At 70.5% G+C, this 19372-nt stretch carries 16 protein-coding genes; 7 read left to right on the top strand and 9 right to left on the bottom strand.

Annotated features, from left to right (window positions below; all coding sequences use genetic code 11):
• Positions 1 to 11: 11 nt before the first annotated feature.
• The 4 genes from OH804_RS28360 to OH804_RS28345 all read left to right on the top strand — a co-directional run bounded on the left by OH804_RS28360 (position 12) and on the right by OH804_RS28345 (position 3223).
• Positions 12 to 1361 carry a glycosyltransferase 87 family protein gene (locus tag OH804_RS28360; protein WP_406060610.1) on the top strand — a complete coding sequence of 450 codons (1350 nt, stop codon included), beginning with the start codon at positions 12 to 14 and terminating at the stop codon, positions 1359 to 1361.
• A gap of 41 nt (positions 1362 to 1402) precedes the next feature.
• A complete protein-coding gene (locus tag OH804_RS28355) occupies positions 1403 to 2035 on the top strand; it encodes a phosphoribosyltransferase (RefSeq protein WP_366632172.1) in 633 nt (210 codons plus the stop codon).
• 22 nt (positions 2036 to 2057) lie between these two features.
• Positions 2058 to 2441: a zf-TFIIB domain-containing protein gene (locus OH804_RS28350; protein WP_091396643.1), complete on the top strand. Its 384-nt coding sequence runs from the start codon at positions 2058 to 2060 to the stop codon at positions 2439 to 2441.
• A 104-nt stretch (positions 2442 to 2545) separates the two neighbouring features.
• Entirely contained in the window at positions 2546 to 3223 is a 678-nt protein-coding gene (locus OH804_RS28345; RefSeq protein WP_406060608.1) for a maleylpyruvate isomerase N-terminal domain-containing protein, read from the top strand.
• A gap of 3 nt (positions 3224 to 3226) precedes the next feature.
• Here OH804_RS28345 and OH804_RS28340 read toward each other — a convergent pair whose 3' ends face one another.
• The 4 genes from OH804_RS28340 to dnaB all read right to left on the bottom strand — a co-directional run bounded on the left by OH804_RS28340 (position 3227) and on the right by dnaB (position 10192).
• Entirely contained in the window at positions 3227 to 3871 is a 645-nt protein-coding gene (locus tag OH804_RS28340; RefSeq protein ID WP_196920334.1) for a response regulator transcription factor, read from the bottom strand.
• 41 nt (positions 3872 to 3912) lie between these two features.
• Positions 3913 to 5253: a sensor histidine kinase gene (locus tag OH804_RS28335; RefSeq protein ID WP_406060606.1), complete on the bottom strand. Its 1341-nt coding sequence runs from the start codon at positions 5251 to 5253 to the stop codon at positions 3913 to 3915.
• Between the two features lie 59 nt (positions 5254 to 5312).
• Positions 5313 to 7385 carry a serine hydrolase domain-containing protein gene (locus OH804_RS28330; RefSeq protein WP_406060604.1) on the bottom strand — a complete coding sequence of 691 codons (2073 nt, stop codon included), beginning with the start codon at positions 7383 to 7385 and terminating at the stop codon, positions 5313 to 5315.
• Between the two features lie 167 nt (positions 7386 to 7552).
• Positions 7553 to 10192: a replicative DNA helicase gene (dnaB, locus tag OH804_RS28325; protein ID WP_406066696.1), complete on the bottom strand. Its 2640-nt coding sequence runs from the start codon at positions 10190 to 10192 to the stop codon at positions 7553 to 7555.
• Positions 10193 to 10606: 414 nt separating this feature from the next.
• Between dnaB and OH804_RS28320 the strand changes: the two genes are divergently transcribed.
• Positions 10607 to 12163 (top strand): hypothetical protein, encoded by a 1557-nt coding sequence (locus OH804_RS28320; protein ID WP_196920340.1) that lies wholly within the window; start codon positions 10607 to 10609, stop codon positions 12161 to 12163.
• Between the two features lie 165 nt (positions 12164 to 12328).
• Here OH804_RS28320 and rplI read toward each other — a convergent pair whose 3' ends face one another.
• The 4 genes from rplI to rpsF form a co-directional block, all read right to left on the bottom strand.
• Entirely contained in the window at positions 12329 to 12775 is a 447-nt protein-coding gene (rplI, locus tag OH804_RS28315) for a 50S ribosomal protein L9 (RefSeq protein WP_112583905.1), read from the bottom strand.
• 14 nt (positions 12776 to 12789) lie between these two features.
• Positions 12790 to 13071: a 30S ribosomal protein S18 gene (gene rpsR / locus OH804_RS28310; RefSeq protein WP_051723758.1), complete on the bottom strand. Its 282-nt coding sequence runs from the start codon at positions 13069 to 13071 to the stop codon at positions 12790 to 12792.
• The gene (locus OH804_RS28305) at positions 13071 to 13607 is read right to left on the bottom strand and encodes a single-stranded DNA-binding protein (RefSeq protein WP_181518404.1); all 537 of its coding nucleotides are present in this window, start codon (positions 13605 to 13607) and stop codon (positions 13071 to 13073) included. The genes rpsR and OH804_RS28305 overlap by 1 nt, the downstream gene beginning before the upstream one ends.
• Before the next feature lie 81 nt (positions 13608 to 13688).
• Positions 13689 to 13979, bottom strand: a complete 291-nt coding sequence (rpsF, locus tag OH804_RS28300; protein WP_036391391.1) for a 30S ribosomal protein S6 — start codon at positions 13977 to 13979, stop codon at positions 13689 to 13691.
• Between the two features lie 629 nt (positions 13980 to 14608).
• Between rpsF and OH804_RS28295 the strand changes: the two genes are divergently transcribed.
• The gene (locus OH804_RS28295; protein WP_406060600.1) at positions 14609 to 15400 is read left to right on the top strand and encodes a deoxyribonuclease IV; all 792 of its coding nucleotides are present in this window, start codon (positions 14609 to 14611) and stop codon (positions 15398 to 15400) included.
• Positions 15397 to 17742 (top strand): hypothetical protein, encoded by a 2346-nt coding sequence (locus tag OH804_RS28290; protein WP_406060598.1) that lies wholly within the window; start codon positions 15397 to 15399, stop codon positions 17740 to 17742. The genes OH804_RS28295 and OH804_RS28290 overlap by 4 nt, the downstream gene beginning before the upstream one ends.
• A 117-nt stretch (positions 17743 to 17859) precedes the next feature.
• Here OH804_RS28290 and OH804_RS28285 read toward each other — a convergent pair whose 3' ends face one another.
• Entirely contained in the window at positions 17860 to 19362 is a 1503-nt protein-coding gene (locus OH804_RS28285; protein WP_406060596.1) for a glycosyltransferase family 87 protein, read from the bottom strand.
• Positions 19363 to 19372: the final 10 nt, after the last annotated feature.

The raw sequence follows: 19372 nt of genomic DNA, 5'->3' as shown, positions 1-19372 counted from the left end.
GACTGTCGCGCGTGATCGTCGACGACCCGACCGCCCGCCGCCGTCGCTGGCACTGGCGGACACTCGACAACGCCGCTGGCGGACTCGCCCTCGACCTGGGCCTCTACGCCGTCTCGGCCATCTTCGCCGCGATCACCGCTGTCACGTCGACACTGCTGCCGCACCGCCACTGGGGCGCGGTCGCCGCCGTCGGCTACCTGATCGCAACGCTGACGGTGATCGTCCAACTCCTGCTGCGTCGACGCTCCCCGACCTCCCGGCTGACCGGTCTGCCGGCCCGCTGGACGGTCACCGGTCTCGCCTGGGCGGCCACCACACTGCTGCCCCTGGCCTGGCAGAGCATCGACCGGGCCGGCGGGCGCACCGACCGCGCGCAGGAGGAGGTGCTGGTCGTGGAGCAGGCCGGCAGCCGCCTCCTGGAGCACGGCACCCCCTACCTCGGACCCGACGCCATCGCCGCCCTGCCACCCGGCGAGCAACTGATGGGCTACACCCCGTACCAGCCCGGCATGGCGATGTTCGGCCTGCCCAGAGCACTGCTCGACACCTGGTGGACCGACTCCCGGGTCTGGTTCGCGGTGGGCACCGCGCTGGCGCTCGCCCTGGCCGTGGCCGCCCTGCGCCGAACACCGGCCACCACCGGCCAGGCCACCTCCACCGCAGCCCAGCGACGGGACGCCGCAGTGCTGCGCGGCGTGCAGGCCGCCACCGTACTGCCGATCTGCGCCCTCACCCTCGCCACCGGCGGCGACGACCTACCCGTACTCGCGCTCTGCCTGCTGGCCCTCGCGTTCGCCGCCGCCGACCGACCCGGCCGGGCCGGCCTCGCGGTCGGGCTCGCCGGCGCGCTGAAGCTGTTCGCCTGGCCGGTGGCCCTGGTCCTGATCGTCTGGGGTCTGACCCGGCGCGCCGGCACCCGGGTCGCCGCCGGGGCCATCGGCCTGCCCATCGCGGCACTACTGCCGGCGCTGCTGGTGGACCGCGACGCCCTCACCGAGAACGTGCTGCGCTTCCCCCTCGGCCACGGCCTGGTCACCAGCCCCGCGCAGTCCCCGTTCCCCGGCTACCTGATCGCCAGTGCGCTACCCGCCGGCCGGCTGATCGCCGCCGCGCTGCTCGTCGCCGCCGGCGTGGCCATCGCCGTCCGGCTCGCCCGCCGCCCGCCCCGCACCGCCGTCGCCACCGCGCTCATCTGCGGGTACGGGCTGCTCGCCGCCATCGCCCTGATGCCCACGACCCGCTTCGGCTACCTGCTGTACCCGCTGGCCCTGCTGACCTGGGCCCCCGCCCTGCACCGCCCGGACGACACAGCGGCCGCCACGGTCCCCGACGAGCGGTCCGGTCGGACCACTTCGGCGTAACTGTCGGGCGGAACGCCGCGTCAGGGCGTAAACCTGAAGGCATGACGACGTACCGCGACCGGGCCGACGCGGGCCGGGTGCTCTCCGAACGGCTCAGCGCACTCATCGGCGAACCGGATGTCGTCGTCCTCGGCCTCGTCCGTGGCGGCGTGCCGGTCGCCCGGGTCGTCGCCGAACGGCTCGGCGCGCCACTGGACGTGCTGGTCGTCCGCAAGCTCGGCATGCCGTGGGCCCGGGAGGTCGCCTTCGGCGCCCTCGGTCCGGGTGGCGTCCAGGTGCTCAACGACGCGGTGGCCAGCCGGCTCAGCAGCGACGACATCGCCGAGGTCCGCCACCGGGAACAGGCCGAGTTGGAACGCCGGGAACGGCTCTACCGGGGCAACCGCCCACAGTTGGACCTCACCGGGCGGACCGCCGTGATCGTCGACGACGGCCTCGCCACCGGCGCGACCGCCCGCGTCGCCGTCGAGGTCGTCCGCCACCTCGGGGCGCACCGGGTCGTGGTCGCGGTCCCGGTCGGCGCGCAGGAGGCGTACGAGCTGCTCGCCGCCGAGGCCGACCAGGTCATCTGTGCCCAACGTCCGGCGGACTTCGGCGCGGTCAGCGTCTACTACGACGACTTCCACGAGGTGTCCGACGAAGAAGTCACCGAGGCGCTCACAGCAACTGCATAGGTCCACCGGGTACCGTCGGGCGATGAGTAGCCTCACCTGTCCCAAGTGTCACGGAGAAATGCGCCAGTACGAGCGCAGCGGCGTCGTCATCGACCAGTGCGGGGAGTGCCGAGGCATCTTCCTGGACCGCGGCGAGCTGGAGAAGCTGTTCGAGGCGGAGGCCAACTGGAGCCGCCAACAGACCGGAGGTGCCCCCGGGCAGCCCGCGCAGCAGCCGGCCGGCTACCCGCCCCCGCCGCCCCCGCCGCACCAGCCCGGTTACGGCGCCGTCCCGCCGCCGCCCCCGCCCGCCCACGGCTACCCGCCGCAGCCGGCCTACGGCCACCAGCAGCAGCAACACCACGGCTACCACGGGCACTACCGGCAGAAGAAGCGCAAGGGTTTCCTCGACGAGATGTTCGGCTGATCCAGGCCGACCTTCCGCCCGGGTCGATCCACGTATCGACCCGGGCACATCACCCGGGCCATTGATCGTTGGCGGGCGCGGCGCTTCATGCGAGGCTCAATCGCATGACCGCGATCCGACCGGACGAGGCGCTGGCCCAGGCGTACGACGGGATCACCGCGGTGGTCGGTCGCCTGGATGACGCCGGCCTGCAACGAGCCACCCGCTGTCAGGGCTGGCTCATCGCCGACCTGCTCCTGCACGTGCTTGGCGACGCCCAGCGGGCACTTGTCACACTGGCCAGCCCCGCCGACGGTCCCGCCGACGTCGACGACGTGAGCTACTGGCGTGACTTTCCCGGCGGCGACGACCAGGCCGCCCGGCACGCCTGGTGGGTCCGCCGATCGGCTGCCGCCTTCGACCGCCCGACCGGGATCGTCGACCTCTGGCAGGACACCGCCCCGGCGGCGGTCCGCGCCGCCACGTCAGCCGACCCCGAGGGGTACGTGACCACGCAGGGGCACGTGCTGCGCGTACCGGATTTCCTCGCCACCCTGACCACCGAGGCCGCCGTCCACCACCTGGACCTGACGCTGGAACTGCCCGACGCGCCGCCGCCCGGCCCACTGGCGGTACGCGTCGCGGTGGCGACGATGGACGGCCTGCTCAGCGACGACACCGTTCGACCCACCGCGTGGGACGACAACGACTTCCTGCTGAAGGCCACCGGGCGCGTCCCACTGACCGACCGGGACCGGCTGGAGCTGGGCGAGTCGGCGGGCTGGTTCCCACTGCTCGGCTGACAGTCAGCTTGGGGCCAACCCGTTCTGGTACGCCCACACCACGGTCTGCACCCGGTCCCGTACGCCGATCTTGGTCATCGCCCGCCCGAGGTGTGACTTGACCGTGCTGGTCTCGATGAAGAGTTCGTCGGCGATCTCGTTGTTGGACAAACCCTTGGCGAGCAGCCGTACGATCTCGGCTTCGCGCGGGGTGAGCTGGCGCGCCGCTGCGGACTCAGGCGGTGCCGCCGGTCGCCGCCTGGCGAACTCCGAGATCACCCGGCGGGTCACGACCTGGTCGACGAGACCGTAGCCGTTGGCCAGCCGACGGATCGCATCGATCAGGTCCTCGGGCTCGCAGTCTTTCAGGATGAAGCCACTGGCCCCGGATTCGAGTGCGCCGAAGACGTACTCGTCGAGGTCGAACGTGGTCACCACCAGGATGGCTGGCGGCGACTCGGGCGCGTCGGCGAGGATCTCGCGGGTCGCGGTGAGTCCGTCACCGCCGGGCATCCGGACATCCATGCAGATGACGTCGGGACGCAGCCGGGCGGCCACCGCCACCGCAGACGATCCGCTGGACGCCTCCGCCACCACCTCGATGTCGTCCGCCTGCTCCAGGAGCACCCGGAAGCCGGCCCGCACCACCGCCTGGTCGTCGACCAGCATCACTCGAATCGTCCCAGCGTCAGCCCCAGTCCCAGAACCGGTCACGACGAATCACTTCCCTTTGATGTCAGCGTCACTGTGACAGACCAGCCGGCTTCGCTCGTCGGCCCGGCCGCGAAACGCGCGCCGATCAACTGCGCTCGTTCCCGCATGCCGATCAGCCCGACCCCGCTGCTGGTGCGCACCGCCGGCTCGGGACGCCGCGTTGGCGGACCATTCACCACCGCCAGCGACACCTCGCGCGGCAGGTAGCGCAGGGTGATCAGCACCGGCGCGCCCGGCGCGTGCTGCCGCGCGTTGGACAGCGACTCCTGCACCATCCGGTAGAGGGCGACGTCGGCGATCGGCGGGACCGGACGTGGCGACCCAACGCCCACGAACTCGACCGGCGTGCCCAGGTCCTGAGCGGTCCGGACCAGGTCATCGAGCACGGCCAGCCCCGGCACCGGAACGCTCCCCTCACCATCGTGGCCGGGTGTGTCGCCGCTTCCGCTGCCGTCGGCCGGGGTGCCGCGCAGCACCCCGACCACCAGCCGCAGGTTGTTCAGGGTCTCCTTGCCCTGGGACCGGATCCAGGCCACGCCGGCCTTCGCCGCCTCCGGGTCCCGGTCAACCAGCCGGTGGACCGCCGCCGCCTGCACCACCATTCCGGACAGGTGGTGGGCGGCGACGTCGTGCAGTTCCCGAGCCATCTGGCTGCGTTCCGCCTCGATCGCGGCCCGCACCTTCGTCTGCTGGGCCCGGACCGCATCGGCGGCCTGCAGGCGCAACAGCTGCGTGTAGCGTCGACGGATCGCCACGTAGTTGCCGACGACGACCGCGCCGAGATTGGACAGTGCGCTCGACCCGGCAGGGCCGACAGCCGACAGCAGAAGGTCCGGATTCGTCACGGCGGCGGTGCCGAACGCCGCTGCCGCCTCGACCACCACCGCCGCGCCGACCAGCATGAACGCCGTCCGGGCCGGCAGCAGAACCCCGATGGTGTACGCGACGACGAAGGGCGCGAGTACCCGGATCGTCGCGTCTGGTGGGGACAGGGCGATCATGGCGACCTGAAGGCCGACGATGCCGGCGAGGCAGAGCAGCGGGCGGACCCGGCGCAGGCAGAGCAGCAGCGCCTGCCCGACCCCGAGGGCGACGAGCAGCCAGGCCCGCTCCGGGTCGACCACGATTTCGCCCGGTGGCGTCACGATCCAGAACAGAGCCGCCATCAACGTGAACGTCACCCCGGCGACGCAGGCCGCGAGCAGACAGTCCCGGGCGAACGGCCCGGTCGCCCCGAGGTTGGCGAGCAGTACGTCCAACCGCTTCGTGAGTCGGGGCGGGCCCGCCGGATCGGTCGGCTCGGCGGTGAGCGGGCCGCCCCCGATGTGATCGTTCACCGTGTCAGCATCCTCTGCTCATAGATCGAGACGGATCGGGAGGGGTAGGGACGGGACGGTCAGTAGGAGATATTCGGCGAGAGCAGCATGAACTCGACGGCGAACCATCCCGTACCGACGAGGGCCAGCAGGACCAGGGCGCTGCCGGCGGTTCGCGACCAGCCGACCCGCCGGCGGACGTCGTCCACCAGCCGGACCGCTGCGGGGACCACCCCGAGCAGGCCGATCAGCTGGGCCACCTGCACGGTGCGCAACGAGGCGGTGGAGAGATCCTCCAGGCCGATGATGAGCACGAAGCTGCCCACCCAGCCGCCGACCGCGAGCAGGGCGCAGCCGACGCCGACGCGGCTGAGGATGCGCGCGGTGCGTCCAGCCCGATCACGCGGTGCCCGCCGCCGCAGCCGGCGACCAATCGCCCCGATCGGCCAGGCCAGGACGGTGAGCAGGAGGATGACCACCGAGCCGACGATCACCGGGACGGCCAGGTAGGTGCTGCGTGCGGCCTCGACGGGCACCAGGGCGAACGCGGAGTCGAAACCGATAACTTCGACCTGGCCGTCTACCGCTCGCATCGCGATCGTTTCCTGCCCGCCCACCTCACGCCAGACCCAGGGCTCGATCTCCTCGTAGACGGCGGCGGAATCGGCCATCGGACGCGGTTCGAGCAGCAGCCGGCCGTCATCGCGGACGCTCACCGTGGTACGCCCGGACAGGCCGATCAGGGTCAGGAAGTTGCTCTTGATCATGCGGGAGCTTTCGTAGGTGCCGGCGGCCATCGCGGCCCGCTCGGCCGTGCCCGAGGCGTCGGTGGTCGGGGCGGCCAGCTCGGTCGCCGGCACGTTGTTCGCCGCCGCGCCGGGCACCGCCGGGAAATAACGGTCGGCGAAGGCTTTCGTCAGCTTCTGTCGAAGCTGGTGGTTGGCCAGGCCCGACGTGCCGGTGCTGTTGAGCGAGATGAACAGGCCGGCGCCCTCGTCCGGGTAGATCTGCAGGTGGCTGTGGAAAAAGGGGGTGTCGCCGCCGTGGCCGAGGATTCGACGGCCGTTGCGGCTCTCGTCGAAGAACCCGAGGGTCATCCGGGGTGCACCGGCGAGGGTGCCGAGCGTGGTGGCGTCAAGCGCCGGCTGGTGCATCAGGTCAAGCGTCGGCTCGTCCAGAATCGGGGTGCCGCCGACCGGTTCGCCGAGGTGAGCGAGCATGAACCGGGCCATGTCCGGGGCCGAGGCGCTCATCGAGCCGGCGGGCGGGGTGCCGATGATCTCGAAGTACCCGGGTGGGGACGACGCGTTGTCGTACCCGTTCGACACGCGGCCCGCCAGGTCCGCGGGCAGCGGCTGCTCGAAGGAGGACGACGTCATGCCGAGGCGGTCGAAGACGTTACGGTCGACGTACTCCTCGAAGGGGATACCGCTGACCCGTTCGACGATGTACCCGGCGAGTGAGTTGCCGTAGTTGGAGTAGGCCGGCACGGTGCCCGGCCGGTAGATCTGCTCCGGCGGGTCGGTGACCAGAGCCTCGCGCAGGTCGGCCCGGGTGCCTTCCTTGCCGATGAGGCCGGCGATCCGCTCCTCGAACCCGGCGGTGTGGGTCAGCAGGTGACGCAGGGTGATCGGCTCGTCGAAGTTGCGGGGGATGGTGAAGTCGAGGTAGGCGGCGATGTCGGCGTCGAGGTCGACCCTGCCGTCCTGGACGAGTTGCATCGCGGCGGTGGCGGTGGCGAGCTTCGACACCGATCCGATCCGGAACAGGTGCCGCTCGGGGTCGACCGGCACCGGCTCGGTGCCCTCGCTGCCGGTGTCGACGTGGCCGTACCCCCGGGTGGTGACGGTCCCACCGTCGTTGACGACGGCGACCGTCGCCCCGGCGATGTCATTGGCTTCCAGCGCGGCCGGGAGCATCTCGTCGAGCCAGGCGTTCACGTCGCTGGCGTTCAACACGCGCGGTTCGACGGCTGCTGCCGGGGCGTCGCTCGTCGGTGCCGGCTCCTGCGCGGCGCCGGCACCGCAGCCGACGACGCCCGCCCCGACGACGACCGCGGTTGCCAGGGCGGCACCGAGACGCCGCAGGCGGAATGCCGACCGGGACCGGTACGACCGGGAAGGAGTCTGCGCTGGTGCATCGTTCTGGTTCATACCCGAGAGCCTGCTGCAGCAGCGCAGCCACGCCATCTGGCGCAGGACCACATTCGACTTACGACTTAAGTGGTAAGGCTCAGCCGACCAGCTGACGTGTCGAGGTGGAAGCCCTGCAGTTGATCATCCTGTTGCTCGTGCGATGTGCGCCCCTGGCAGCCGAAACCTCATCCGATGGCCATGTCCACAAATCTCGATAGATGCAGTTGGGCTGCGACGGTCACGGTGTCGGTGGGCCCATTCCGATGCTTGGCAACAATAAAATCCGCCTCCCCGGCCCGCGGGGACTCCTTGTCGTAGTAGTCGTCGCGGTGCAGAAGGATGACAACGTCAGCATCCTGCTCAATTGAGCCAGATTCACGCAAATCGGACAGCTGAGGTCGTTTGTCGGTGCGCTGCTCGGGGCCACGGTTCAGCTGACTGACCGCGATCACCGGGCACTCGACCTCCTTGGCCAACAGCTTCAGGCCACGGGACAGGTCCGCGACCTCCTGCTGGCGGCTCTCGGTGCGCTTCGGTGAGGTCATCAGCTGGAGATAGTCGACCACGATCATCTTGAGGTCGTGCCGCTGCTTGAGCCGGCGGGCCTTGGCCCGGATCTCCATCAGGTTCATGCTCGGCGTGTCGTCGACGAAGAGCGGTGCTTCGCTGATCTCACCCATGCACCGGGCCAGCTTGGTCCAGTCGTCGTCGGAGAGCTGACCACTGCGCAGCACGTGCAGCGGCACCCGCGCCTCGGCGGAGAGCAGTCGCATCACGATCTCGACCTTGCTCATTTCCAGCGAGAAGATGGCGGCCGCCTGGTTGGCGCGGATCGCTGCGTTTCGGGCGAAGTCCATGCTTGCCGTGCTGTTGTGGGTAGGGATCATCGCCCGGCTGGCCAGGTACAGGTGTTCGTCGTTGTCGACGGTCACGCACCGCACCGGAACGCTGGGGACCGGCCGGACGTCGACGATGAAGCGCGAGCTCGTTCGAACGTCGGAGGCGGTGCGGCGGCGTTCGGCGTGTGCATCCTGCTTGCGCCTGAGCCGGAAGATGACATCCGGGGTGGAGAAGTTCAACGTGTACGCGATCGACGACTCGCGGGTGCGGCCGCGCACCGGCTTCGCGTTGACGGTGCAGCGGTAGCCGAGGCTGACGATGAGTTCGCGTACGTCGTCAGCCAGCCGCTTCGAGGTCGACGTGTACTGCAGGTTGCCGGCGGGGGCGACGGTCCCGTCGGTGTCCATCAGCCCAGCGAGCAACGCCCTGCGCTGAGCCTCCGAGGCGCGCAGGTAGGCGCCCGGGATGTGCTTGTTCCCCGCCACCCCGACCTGACGCAACAGCCCGATGAAGCCGTCCGCCTCGAGGTGCGTGACCATCTCCGGATCTGCCGTGGTGAAGCGGCTGGCGTCGCTGTGCCCGTCACCGAGCCACGCCCCCAAGGTGTAGGGCGGGACCAGCAGCTCACGGTCCGGGAGTTGGATGGGAGCGCAGTTCCGTACGGCGTGGTTGAGCCGCTGCTGGGCGGTGTCCGTATGCAGCGTGGCTGCGATCTCGGCAGTGGTGACGACGCCGTCGTGGTCGACCCGGCTGCCGGCATTGACCTTTCGCTCGGCTCGCTCGAGAAGGGCGCTCAGAAGCGGACCGGCCGGATAGCCGGGCGCAGTCCAGTTCTGCGGCTTGCCGTTGCGGACGATGGGACGGCTAATCCGGCCAACCGACCCGACCTCACGGGCGACGGTGTGCAGGACGTGCCGGAACTCCGGCCCAACCTGCTCGATCGTGTCGAAGAGCGTGATCGGCTGGTTCCGCAGGGAGCTCAGCCGCTGATGTGCCGCACGCACGTTGGCGAGCGACGACTCGGGCCAGTGCCGCCTCTGCCGCACCGGGGCCTGCCGTCGGCTCGCGCGGCTGGTGGTCTTCCACAGGTGCTCCGCGTCGGCCACGATGACAGTGCCGTCGGAGAATTCCACCTCGTAGCAGGGGCGGTCGTGCATGACGTCGAAGGCGTGTGTGACGGTGGTGGGTCTGCCGTCCGCCGCCAGAAGTTGATCGCCCGCCTCGACCTCACCCATCGTGGTCCAGCCGCCCGGGGTCGGCAGTGGGGTGTCGAGCGCGAGCGCCTTTCCCAGACCAGGCCGGCCCGCCACGATGATCAGCTGTCCGGCGTGCAGGCCGTTGAGCAGTCGGTCCAGGTCGCTGAAGCCGGTGGGTACACCGGTCATCATGCCGCCCTGTGCGCCCACCGCCTCGATCTCGTCCAGCGTCGGCTGCAACATGTCGGCAAGAACCGCGAAGTCCTCGCTGACCCGGCGTTCGGTGACGTCGTACACGGCCTGCTGGGCCAGGTCGACGACGTCGTCCACGTCGCGGCTGCCGCCGCTGGCGGTGCCGTAGCCCAGCTGCACGATCTTGGTGCCGGCCTCGACCAGCCGGCGCAGCACGGCTCGCTCGCTGACGATGCGGGCGTAGTACGCCGCGTTGGCGGCCGTGGGCACGCTGGCGATCAGGGTGTGCAGGTACGGCGCGCCACCGATGCGTACCAGATCCCCGGAGTCGGCGAGCGCCGCCGCGACCGTGATCGAGTCGGCCGGCTCACCGCGACCGTAGATGTCGAGGATGATGTCGAAGATGGTGGCGTGCACCGGCCGGTAGAAGTCGTTGGTCTTGAGGATCTCGACGACGTCGGCGATGGCGTCCTTGGAGAGCAGCATGCCGCCGAGGACGCACTGCTCGGCGGCGACGTCCTGGGGCGGGGTCTTGTCGAACTGGCCATCCCGCTGCCCGGGTGGCTGGCCTCCGCCGGAGCGTGGCTCTGCCCGCATGTCGTCGGTGACCGACACGGGTCCCCCCTCCACTGCGCCGGATCCAGTCCCAGCTCTACCGCTGGGGTCTGACACTTCTCCTCCGACCGGTCCGGTCGATCGGGGGCCATCGCCGGCGGTCGAGGGCCAACCATACGGACCCCGAGGTCAGAGACTCAACAACGCCGGTGGACGAGCCTCGGGACAACCTGTGGATCCCGGTGGACAGCATGTGCGCAGCGTGTGCACAGCCTGTGGAAAACCGTTGGGGAATTCTTGGCCAGAACTCGCTGACCTGGTGAAACATGCTCCCCAGCCTGTGGAGGAGAATATTTCGGTCGGGCCTGTGACACGATCGTCCCGTACTATCTCCAGCGAACGGCTACACCTGGACAGCGGATTCCGCTTTCGGTTCAGAAGGGTCACACTCCGGCCGTGAATTACCGGGACTGGGGACGCGGCGATGGCAGCCCGCGCGAGCGCCAGCCAACCGCCTCGTGGGGTGAGCGCGCGGCGTCCGTTCCGGTTGATCCGTACGACGAGGACGGGCGCTACCGCACCTCCAGCCGACGGCGTGCGTTGGACCGCGGCCAGGACGAGCCTGTCGACGCCTACCTGCCCCGGTGGGCGCTGGAGTCAGGGGTCCGGCACGCGGACGGCGGCGGTCGGCACGCGGCACCGGACGATGACGACGAGGACGAGCCCGAGCAGCGGACCTCCGGCGCGGGCCGGCGGTCCGCCGAGTCGTCGGGTGGTCGTCGGCGGGGCAGCGAGACGCGTCGGCGTGAGCAGGCAGCGATCGGCCCGGCGCCGGATTCGGACCACACCCGGGAGTGGACGCTCGACCGGCCGCAGGATCAGGGGTACGCGGGTCGCCGACGGGCCGACGCCGGGGAGGACGAGCCGGTCTCTGGTGCTGTCTCGGACCGGCGTCCCCGCCGCGCGCCCGCCGGCCGTCCACAGGTGATCTGGTCGGGCGGGGATCTGGAGGCCGCTCCTGCCGAGCAGGTCCCGGACCCGGAGCCGAGTCGTCGCAGCCGGCGGAGCCGCCGCGCGGCGGAGGAGTCCTGGTCCCGTCCGGCGGCCGACCCGTGGGTTCGCGGATCGGACCGGGCGGCGGAACCCGAACCGTCGTACCCGCCAGCGGTGGACCCGTGGGACGCCTCGGGCGTGCACGCCTGGCCGCCGGCGAGCGGCGCGGACAGCGGGGATCTGAGCGGGCAGTGGTCGGCGGCGGAGAGCGTCGGTGGCTGGGAGCGGTCGGACCGCACCGGCCAGTGGGAGCGGTCCGCGATCGAGGACGACCAGTGGGACCGTACGTTGGCGCCGCGCTCCGATCGCCCGGTGGCGGCCGAGGGGTGGCCGAGCCGGGAGGACGGCTTCTGGTCCGGCACTCGGCTGGCGGATGACGACCCGCGTTGGATGGATCCTCAGACGTCGGCGCCCCGGTCTCCGGTGGTGGGATACACCGCTCCGCGACCGCGCAGCGCGCCTGCGCCGCGTACGGGTGTGCCGCGAGCGGGTGCGCCTCGTCGTCGGGCGGACCGGCCTGCGGTGGGAACGGCGTCGGTGCGTCGGCGGGTCGAGTCGGCGGCCACGGGTGCCTGGGCGCGGCGTCTGGAGGACGACCTTCTGGATCCGGATCCGGGTGGGTCGGTCCGGCCGCTGCTGTACACGGCCGCCTGTTATCTGGTGCCGGCAATGCTGATCTTCGTGTGGCTGTTGACGTTGGACAGCCAGGCGCCGGCTGGTTGTGTGACCGACATCAGTGGGGGCGGGTGCGACTCGGCCCGGTCCCGCGCCTTGGAGTCACTCCTGGCCGGTTCGCCGCGCTTCGGGTTGGCACTGGTGAGCAGTCTGGTGGTGGCGGCGCTGCTGCGGCGGGTCGGTACGACGTGGCGCTCGGCGACCATCGCGGTTGCCGCCGCGGTGGTCGGTGGTGGCCTCTCCACGGTGTTGATCAGCGCGGTGACCGGCCAGCCCATCGGTTGACGCGTCGGCGGGCCGGGATCAGACCGGGCGGACGGCAGGTCGGGGCAGCCGGGCAGGCGCACGGACGGCCGCCGCAGCCCACCGGCGGTGCCGGGTTGGACGAGGTACGACACGAGGGCCCGCACCGAGCGATCGGTGCGGGCCCTCGTGGTGGTGTTGCGGACGTCAGCCCTGAACGACGTTCAGGTTGAACGCTGCGGTCACCTCAGGGTGCAGCTTGATCTTCACCGGGTAGGTGCCGGTCGACTTGATGTGACCGGGCACCTCCAGCCGACGCCGGTCGAGGACCGGGCCGCTGGCCGCCTTGACGGCGTCGACGATCTCGGCCGGGGTGACCGAGCCGAAGAGCCGTCCGCCGTCGCCGGCGCGGACCTTCAGGTTGACCTTGAGACCCTCGAGCTGAGCCTTGACCTCGTTGGCGTGGTCGAGGTCGCGGATCTCGCGGGCCCCACGGGCCCGCTTGATGACCGTGACCTGCTTTTCCGCGCCCTTGGTCCAGGCGATCGCGAAGCCCTGCGGCAGCAGGTAGTTACGGCCGTAGCCGTTCTTGACCTCGACGATGTCGCCCGGGGCACCGAGGCCGGACACTTCCTGAGTCAGGATGATCTTCATATCGGTGCCTCCTCTCAGCGGGTGGTGGCCGTGTACGGCAGGAGCGCCATCTCACGGGCGTTCTTGACCGCACGGGCGATCTGCCGCTGCTGCTGCGAGGTGACGCCGGTCACCCGCCGAGCGCGGATCTTGCCGCGATCGGAGATGAACTTGCGCAGCAGCGCGGTGTCCTTGTAATCGATGTAGGCGATCCCGTCCTTGTCGAGCGGGTTCACCTTCTTCTTCGGCTTGCGCAGTGCCGCAGCCTTGGCCGTTGCACGTGCTCCTGGTTTGCGATCGCGAGCGCTAGGCGCCATTAGAACGGTGGCTCCTCGTCAAAATTGGCGCCCGAACCGGCACGCGCGGGAGAGGGAGCAGCCGAAGCCCAGGGGTCGTCGAAGTTGCCTCCGCCGCCGCCCTGGTTGCCACCGCCACCGCCGCCACCGAAGCCGCCGCCACCGCCGCCGGAGCGGGACATCTTCTGCACCTTCGCCGTGGCGTAGCGCAGCGACGGGCCGATCTCGTCGACCTCAAGCTCGATGACAGTGCGCTTCTCACCCTCGCGGGTCTCGTACGACCGCTGACGCAGCCGACCCGACACGATCACCCGAGCGCCACGCTGCAGCGACTCGGCGACGTGCTCGGCGGCCTGCCGCCACACGGTGCATGCGAGGAACAGCGGCTCGCCGTCCTTCCATTCGTTCGACGCCTTGTCCATGAAACGGGGCGTCGAAGCGACTCGGAACTTGGCGACCGCAGCCCCGGAGGGGGTGAACCGCAACTCGGGGTCATCGGTCAGATTGCCGATGACCGTGATGGTGGTGTCTCCTGCCATGACCATCTCCTCGCGCACTCAGCGTCTCGTCGTACAGGCTCGCAGAGCAGTACGACAGAGTCGCGGAGGCTGATCCGGACGAACCGGGGTTGGATGCTCTTAGCGCATTTCCGGTCGGATGACCTTGGTGCGCAGCACGGACTCGTTGAGCCGGAGCTGACGGTCCAGCTCGGCCACCGCTGCAGGCGTGGCCTGCAGGTCGATGACGGCGTAGATGCCTTCGGCCTTTTTGTTGATCTCGTACGCGAGGCGCCGGCGGCCCCACACGTCGGTCTTCTCAACCGAGCCACCCGCGGTCCGAATCACGTTCAGGTACGTGTCGAGCGACGGTGCGACGGTGCGCTCCTCGAGGCTGGAGTCGAGGATGACCATTAGTTCGTAGTGACGCAAGACGTGCTCACCTCCTGTGGGCTAAGCGGCCACGGTCCTTCCGTGGCAGGAGGTCTTGTGTCGCCGCCCGCACGCGCCGAGGGAACCCGGCCGGACGCGGACAACCTGACCAGGATACCCGGTCCCAACGATCATGCCCGGGGCGGTCGGGTCCGCACCCGGACGTGCCGACGGGGGCCCACCGTCCGACCGTCAACCGGTCGGTGGTGAACCCCCGTCTACGAGGCCGCGGGGCGTCCGGTCCGCATTCCTTGGGTGGGACCTGGGGAGGAACGACCACACCGATGAGGTTGGACCGAAGACGCCCCGCGGAGCTTTATCGTGTTGTTATCTGACGATACAACAGCACTCGTACCGTGTCGGGGGGAAAAGCACAATTTTCCGAGAATCGTCGTCGCTCGGTAGCCGGTGTGCGATGGGGTCGCCCCCGCTGCGCCGGGCCGCGCGGCGGGGGTGACCTCGCTATCGGCCGTCGACCGCCGGTCGCCGGGTGCGAGGCTCGCGCCGCTGGCGGGCACCGGGTGCTGGTCGCCGGTTCAAACCCATCAACGATCGTCGGTCCGTCCGGTGACGCGACACCGCCCCGGCCCTCGCCCCGACCGTCGGGGTCGCGACGTAGGCTCGCTCGCATGCGTATCGGAGCCCACGTCGACTCGACCGACCCGCTGGCGGAGGCGGCCGCCCGGTCCGCCGACACCGTGCAGTTCTTCCTCTCCGACCCACAGGGTTGGAAGGCGCCCAAGCCTCGTGAAGATGCCGAGCGGCTGAGCGCTGCCGAGGTCGACCTCTACGTGCACGCGCCGTACGTCATCAACGTGGCCACTCTCAACAACCGCATCCGGATCCCGAGCCGGAAGCTGCTGCTCGGGCACGCCACCGCAGCTGCCGCCATCGGCGCCAAGGGCCTGATCGTTCACGGTGGGCACGTCAACGCCGGCGACGACCTGGCCGTCGGCTTCGACAACTGGCGCAAGACCTTTGCGTACGCGGCGGACTCCGGCGGCTTCGGCGTACCGGTCCTGATCGAGAACACCGCCGGCGGCGACAACGCCTGCGCCCGACGGCTGGACGCACTCGCCCGACTGTGGGACGCCATCGGTGACTACGAGGTGGGCTTCTGCCTGGACACCTGCCACGCGTACGCGGGCGGCGAGGAACTGCTCGGTCTGGTCGACCGGGTCAAGGCGATCACCGGGAGGATCGACCTGGTGCATGCCAACAACTCCAAGGGTGCGTTCAACTCCGGCCAGGACCGTCACGACAACCTGGGCGGCGGGACGATCGACCCGGAGCTGGTGGTGGCGGTGATCCGGGCGGCCGGCGCGCCGGTGGTCGTGGAGACGCCGGGCGGTGTGGCCGGCCAGGCTGCCGACATCGACTTTCTGCGTGAGCAACTCGGAGCGGAGAGCCCGGCGGCATGACGAGCGGACAGCCCGGGACCGGCAACGCCCGGCCCACCCCCACCGGCGCCGACGCCCAGAGCCGGCAGGCCACCACGGCTGCGGCGGGCACCCCCACCCAGCCGGCTCGCACCTCTGACAAGGCTCTCGCCGAGACCACCCCGGGCCAGCCAGCACCCGGCGACGGCGGAACGACCGGAGCCGCCTCGAACGGCGGCCCCAAGGCTGGCCCCGCGACGAACGGTCCCGCCAAGGACGCGGCCCGGCGCGGCGACAAGCAGAGCACCGCGGCGAACCAGGGCACCACAGCGAAGCAGGCCGCCACGGCCAAGCAGGACGGCGCAGAGGGCGGCACCGCAGCCAGCGACCGCACCGCCAAGGGCACCGATGCCTCCAAGGACGACGGCCCGGCCAAGAACGACGGCCCGGCCAAGGACAGTAGCCCGGCCAAGGACAGCGCACCGGCCAAGGACAGCGACGCGGCCAAGGACAGCGGCGCACCGGCCAAGGACGGCGAACCGGCCAAGGGCGCGAAGGCGGGTGACGCCGACGGCACGGACAAGGCCGACGGTGAGGCGAAGCCGGTCGGCCCGGAGCGTTGGGAGGCGTTCGCCTCCGCACCGGAGCCGCGGCCCTCCATCTTCACTCGGGTGGGCCGGGCCGTCGGTCGGTTCCTGATCCACGAGTGGACCCTTGCCGCCCTCGGCGCGTTGGCACTGGCCGTGCTGATGACCTGGCCGACGCTGCGCTACCCGCGCTACACCCTCCCACAGGACTACTGGGATCCGAGCCTGCAGGCCTGGCAGATGGCCTGGTCCGGGCACATCCTGCTGGCCGACCCGGCGCGCCTGTGGCAGTCGAACACGTTCTTCCCCGAGCTGTGGAGCTTCGCGTTCTCCGACACGCTGCTCGGCTATGCCCCGGCTGGGATGCTCGGCAGCGGTCCCGAGGACGCCGTGCTGCGCTACAACATCATGTTCGTGCTGGCGCACGCGCTCGCCACGTTCGGGGCGTACGCGCTGGCCCGACAGCTCGGGGCCGGCCGGATCGGTGCGGCCGTCGCCGGGGTGAGTTACACCTATGCGCCGTGGCTGTTGGCCCAGGCCGGGCACCTGCACGTGCTCTCCAACGGGGGGATCCCGCTGGCGCTGGCGATGTTGGCGCGCGGGCACGGGTGGTCCCTCCGACACGGGTACCGGCCGGAGCGCCGGCACGACGGTTGGGTCTACGCCGGTTGGCTGGTGGCGGCCTGGCAGCTCAGCCTCGGGTTCGGCATCGGACTGCCCTTCGCGTACTTCCTGGCCGGTACGGTGCTGGTCGCTGCCGTCCTCTTCTACGCGCGGCGGCTGCGCACCGGGCAGGCCGTTCCGTTCGGTCGCCGGTTGTTCGCCGCCGATGTGCTCGGCGGGGTGTTGTTCGCCGGTGTCGGTCTGCTGATGGCGGTGCCGTTCTTCAAGGTGACCGAGCTGCACCCGTACGCCGAACGCACCATCGGCGACATCAGCCTCTTCTCGCCGCCGGCGACGGGCTTCGTGACGGCGCCCGGGGAGTCGCGGATCTGGGGTGGGCTGCACGAGGGGGCCCGGGCGGCACTGCCCTGGCATCCGGAGATGACCCTGCTGCCGGGCTTCGTGCTGTACGCGCTCGCCGCGGGTGGGCTGTTCTTCTCGGTCTGGCGGCTGCGGCACCGACTGCTGCTGCTCGCCGGGGTGCTGGTGACGATGGCCTTCGCGATGGGCACCCGTTTCTTCGACGGGACCTTCACCTACGTGCCACTCTTCGAGCATCTGCCGGGCTGGAGCGGGTTGCGTACCCCCGGGCGGTTGATGCTCTGGACCACGTTGTTGCTCGGCCTGCTCGCGGCGGGTGCGGTCACCGCGCTCACCGACCGGGTGCGTGAGTTGACAGCGCAACGGATCCCGTCGTGGCCGGGGCCGTGGCTGCGGATGGCAACCCTGCTGCCGCTGCTGCTGGTCACCGTCGAGGGCCTGAACACCACCCCGCATCCGGTGGTGCCGACCCAACCGGCCGCGATGCGGTCGGCGCAGGGGCCGCTGCTGGTGCTGCCCAGCAATCAGAGCCTGGACCAGCATGTGATGCTCTGGTCGACCGACGGGTTCCCGGACGTGGTCAACGGCGGTAGCGGCTTCACGCCGCGCCAGCTCGACGACGTTCGTCGGGTGAGCCAGTCGTTCCCGGACCAGACGAGCGTCGACTACCTGCGCACGCTCGGCGTCCGCACGGTGGTGCTGCTGCGCGGCGAGGTGGTCGGCACGCCGTGGGAAATCAGCATCGACGCGCCGGTCGAGTCGCTCGGGATCAGCCGGCAGGACGTCGGCGACGCTGTCGTCTATCGCCTCTGAGGCTTAGGGCGGTTTTCGGGGGAGCCCGCCCGGCGCAGGGATCAAGCCTGACCGCCCGGAGCCGGGCGGGCTCCCCGAAAACCCTGACCTGGTCCGGGTCGCGTTCGGCCCAAGGGGTCAGGTGGTGATGGGTTCCACCGAGGGCTCGCTTCTTGCGGGGCGGCGCCATCGGTCTATCCAGGGGGCGTCGGGTGCGCCGTCGAGAACCCCGCCGTCCGGGTCGTCCGCGTAGGTGGCCCGCACAGCGTCCTGCTCGGGGTGCAGGATCTCCTTGACGACGAACACGCAGAGCACCACCACAGTGGCCAGTCGCAACGTTGCGGCCAGCACGAACACGCCCTCCGGGAAGACCGGCTTGCTGGTTGCCGCGCCGAGCAGTTCCCCGTAGAAGGCGACGAAGTAGCAGACCTCGGCGATCTGCCAGGCCAGGAACGCGCCCCACTTCGGCCGGGCCAGCACCACCAGGGGGAGCAGCCAGAGCACGAACTGCTGCGACCAGACCTTGCTGAAGATGAGGAACGCCGCCACCACCAGGAAGCCGAGCTGGGCCAGCCGCGGTCGGCGCGGCGCCCGCAGCGCCAGCACGGCCACGCCGAGGCAGGCCAGCCCGAACAGCGCGTACGAGAGGGTGTTGAGGGTCGGGATGTTGGCGTTCAGCCACTCGAACGGGCCCAGCTTGGCGGGGTCGTTGCCGACCTTGCCGTCCAGGTAGCGCCCGATGTACCAGAGCGTGCCCCAGTCGATCGGCCGGGTGGTGTTCAGCTCGAAGAACCGGTCCCAGTTCTCCGGGTACGCCCGCGCGGCCGGCAGGTTCACCAGCACCACTGCCGCGATCGCCGTGCCGATGGCGACGAGCGCTGCACGAACCCGGTCGGCCCGCAGCGCCAGAATGAGGATCGGCCCGAGCAGGAACAGCGGCCAGAGCTTCGCCGCGCCGGCCAACCCGAGCAGCACGCCGGCCACCGCCGGTCGTTTACGGGCCCAGGCCAGCAGGCCGAAGGCGGCCAGCCCGATGGCGAGCAGGTCCCAGTTGACGGTGGCGGTGAGCACCAGCGCCGGGGCGAGTGCGAACAGCGCGGCGTCCCAGGGTCGTCGTCGGCGCAACGCCAGGATCACCGCCACCGTGGCGACTGCGAGCGCGCTCAGCACCAGCGCATTGAGGTTGTAGAACCACTGGCCCTGGTTGATGCTGGGGTCGCCGTCGCCGATGGCGTGCACCGGCAGGCCCAGCGCCCCCATGAAGTAGCCGGTCAGCACCGGGTACTCGACCGGGTGGTCGCGGTAGGGCACCTTGCCCTCGTTGAGACCTTCGGCGTAGTAGAGGGCAAGGACATCGGTGTAGCAGAACCGGGTGTACTGGACGTTGTTCTGCCAGGCGCCGTCCTGGCAGGGCGACTTCTGCACCCAGTGCAACGCGAGCGTGAGGCACGCCAACGCCAGCACGATCCGCACGGCGGTCCAGAAGCGACGCTCCCGACCGGCCGGCCGGTCCAGCGCGGTCGCGTGGTCGCCCAGCGGCCCGCCGATGACGCTGGAGATGCCGCGGACGAACCCGTCGGAGCGGGACGGGTGATCGGTGGTTCCGGCGTCGTCGATGCCGGGCGTCGACTGGGTGCTCATGAAGAGGCAT

The organism is Micromonospora sp. NBC_00860, assembly GCF_045207375.1.
In the GTDB taxonomy this organism is placed as follows: Bacteria; Actinomycetota; Actinomycetes; order Mycobacteriales; family Micromonosporaceae; genus Micromonospora; species Micromonospora vinacea.
This window is presented reverse-complemented; position numbering and strand designations above follow the sequence as displayed.